This is a genomic window from Bradyrhizobium sp. BR 10261, from assembly GCF_019455395.1.
In the GTDB taxonomy this organism is placed as follows: Bacteria; Pseudomonadota; Alphaproteobacteria; order Rhizobiales; family Xanthobacteraceae; genus Bradyrhizobium; species Bradyrhizobium manausense.
Window position 1 is genome coordinate 1 of sequence record NZ_JACOFQ010000064.1, and the last position, 3,259, is coordinate 3,259.

2 protein-coding genes are annotated in these 3,259 nt (G+C 66.3%); both read right to left on the bottom strand.

The genetic code is table 11. The features are described 5' to 3' along the window. Positions 1–446: chemotaxis protein CheW (locus HYH07_RS36125; RefSeq protein WP_057740849.1), on the bottom strand; the 446-nt coding region annotated here is incomplete at its 3' end. Between the two features lie 24 nt (positions 447–470). Next, positions 471–3,257 (bottom strand): hybrid sensor histidine kinase/response regulator, encoded by a 2,787-nt coding sequence (locus HYH07_RS36130; RefSeq protein WP_220006912.1) that lies wholly within the window; start codon positions 3,255–3,257, stop codon positions 471–473. Between the last annotated feature and the right edge of the window lie 2 nt (positions 3,258–3,259).

A 3,259-nucleotide genomic window follows, 5' to 3' on the forward strand; every position in this document is an offset into this window, starting at 1 on the left:
AGCTCGAGGACGCGATCGACGTCGAGGACGACCATGAGCTGACCGTCGAGACGGTGGACGCCGCCGGCGAGCTTGGCCATGCGGGGGTCGAGGTTGACGGGGTTCTCTTCCTTGCCGTCCTCGGGCAGGCGCAGCACCTCGCCGATCTGGTCGATCAAGAGGCCATAGGATTCGCCGCGCAGATCGACGCCGACCGCCATCGCCGTCTTGCCGTCCTCGTCCCTCGGCAGGCCGAGACGGGCGCGCATGTCGACCACGGTGACGATGCGGCCGCGCAGGTTCAGGACGCCCGAGATCTCGCGCGAGGACAAGGGAACGCGGGTGACGCGCTCGGGCATGAACACGTCCTGGACGCGGGAGATCGGCAGGCCGAACAGCTGGCCGCCGATCATCGCGGTGACGTATTCGACCATGGCGCCTTCGCCAATTTGCGTCTTCTTGCTCATTTCAGTGTCTCCTGGTCCCTGCCCTTATGCCGCCGCCCGGCTCAGCTCGGAGGCGCCGGCGGCGCCCGCGGTCTGCTCCTTCAGCGCCGCGATCAGACCGGGACGGTCGAACTTGGCGACATAGTCGTGGAAGCCGGCCTGACGGCCGCGCTCGATCGCGGCCGGCGACACCAGGGCGGACAGGCCGATGATCGGCATCGAGCCCAGATTGCTGTCGGAGCGGATCACTTCGGCGAACTCGAACCCGTTCATGTCGGGCATCTCGATGTCGGTCAGGACCACGTCGAAGCTCTGCGCACGCAGGGCAGCCAGGCCCTCCTGCGCGGTCGGCGCGGTGCGGACGCGGTAGCCGGCGGCCTTCAGCACCGGGGCCAGCATGTTGCGGAAGAAGGCACTGTCGTCGACCAGCAGCACCGACTGCGAATGCATCGACGGCTTCATCTCCTTGCGGGTGAACCAGTCGGCGAACGCCATGGGCAGGAAGTGGCCGACGTCGATCACCTCGGTGGCCTGGCCCTTGATCACGGCCGAGCCGAGGATGCCGGAAGCCGAGCCGCCGACCTCGATGTTGAGGCGCTCCTCGACGATGTCGATGATCTCGTCGACGACGAGGCCCATGGAGCGGCCGTCATCGGCGAACACCAGGATCGGCTGGGCGCCCTGGGACGCGATGGTGACGCCGTCCATGGAGACGAGCGGCATCAGCTGCTCGCGGTACTGCACCATGTAGCGGCCGTTGCTGAACTCGATCTTGTCGGCCGGGAGCTCTTCCAGGCGGGTGACGAGCCCGAGCGGGACCGCCTTGGGCTGCGACGAGCCGGCGCGGAACACCAAGAGCGAGGTGGTCTGCTCGCCCGAGCCGATGTGATGGGCGCTGTTGTCGTCGGCCATGTCATGGGCCGAGGAGCCGGCGGCGCCGAGCGCCTTGGCAATGCCGTTGGGGTCGATGATCATGATGACGGCGCCATCGCCCAAAATGGTGTTGCCGGAGAACATGTCGATGTGACGCAGCTTGGTCGACATCGGCTTGACCACGATTTCTTCGGTGTGGAACACGCCGTCGACGACGATGCCGAAGGTCTGGCTGCCGACTTGCGTGACCACGATGAAGCCGTTCTCGGGATCGCTGGCCGCGCCGTCGTCGATCTTCAGGAGCTTCTTCAGGTGGATCAGCGGCAACAGCTTGTTGCGCAGGCGAAGCACCGCGGTGTCCTTGATGCGCTCGATGCGGTGCTCCGAGTTGGCGCGGGCCCGGACCAGCTCGACCACCGAGAGCTGGGGAATGGCAAAGCGGTCGCCGGCGGCTTCCACGATCAGGGCGGAGACGATCGCCAGCGTCAGCGGGATCTTGATGGTGACGGAGGAGCCTTCACCGGCCACCGACTTGATGTCGATGGTGCCGCCGATCTGGTCGATATTGGTGCGGACCACGTCCATGCCGACGCCGCGGCCCGAGACCGAGGTGATGGCGGCCGCGGTCGAGAAGCCCGGCGCGAAGATGAACTTGTGGATCTGGGCTTCGCTCATCTTCTCCAGCTCGGCCTCGGTGACGAGACCTGAAGAGAGCGCCTTGGCCTTGATCTTCTCGGTGTTGAGGCCACGGCCGTTGTCGGCGATGCAGATGATGATGTGGCCGCCCTCGTGATAGGCGGACAGGCGGATGGTGCCCTGCTCGCCCTTGCCGGCAGCGAGCCGCTCGGCGGGGGTCTCCAGGCCGTGATCGGCGGAGTTGCGCACCATGTGGGTGAGCGGGTCCTTGATCAGATCGAGCACCTGGCGGTCGAGCTCGGTGTCGGCGCCGTGCATCTCCAGCTCGATCTGCTTGCCGAGTTCGCTCGAGAGGTCGCGGACGATGCGGGGCAGCTTCTGCCAGGCATTGCCGATCGGCTGCATGCGCGTCTTCATGACGCCTTCCTGCAGCTCGGCGGTGACGTTGGAGAGGCGCTGCAACGGCACCTTGAACTCGGTGTCCTCGTTGCGGCGGGAGATCTCCAGCAGCTGGTTGCGGGTCAGCACCAGCTCGGAGACCATGGTCATCAGATGCTCCAGCGTATCCACGTTGACGCGGATCGACTGGTTGGCGATGCGGTCGCCCTCGCTCGCACTCTCGTCGGCCATCGACTTCTTCGGCGCGGCCTTCTCCCTGGGCGCCTTGGCGTCCTTCGGCGCTTCGGCAGCAGGAGCCGGCTCGGCCTTGACTTCGGCCTTGACGACCGCCACCGGCACTTCGATCGCGGTCTCGCGGAAGGCGCGCTCGAGCTCGTCGAGCGAGACCTCGCCCGGACGGAGCGGACGCTCCAGGGTCTGGTCGACCAGCGAGCCCGTGGTCATCTCCTTGGCGGGTGCGGCCTTGGCTTCAACGGCAGCCGGCGCTTCCGGCACCAGCGGGGGAGCATCGGCAATGGGCGCAGCGGCATCTGCCGCCATGGCCGCCATGCCCTGCTCGACCATCGCTTCCAGCTTGTCGATGAGATCGCGGTCGTTGCCTTCAGGCTCGGCTTCGGTCGCCTCCAAGCCGGCCAGGATCTCCTTGATGCGGTCGATCGAGGACAGGATCACCGTCACGGCCTGGCCGGTCACCGGCATGCCGTCGCGGAATTTGCCCATCAAGGTCTCGCCGGCATGCGCCAGCGCTTCGAGCCGCGGCAACCCGAGGAAGCCGCACGTGCCCTTGATGGTGTGGACCAGGCGGAAGATGTTATCCAGGATCTTGGCGTTGTTCGGCTCCTGCTCGAACTTCACCAGCTGATTGTCGACGGTGTCCAGGCTCTCGCTGGTCTCCGTCAGAAACTCCCGCAACAGATCATCCATGA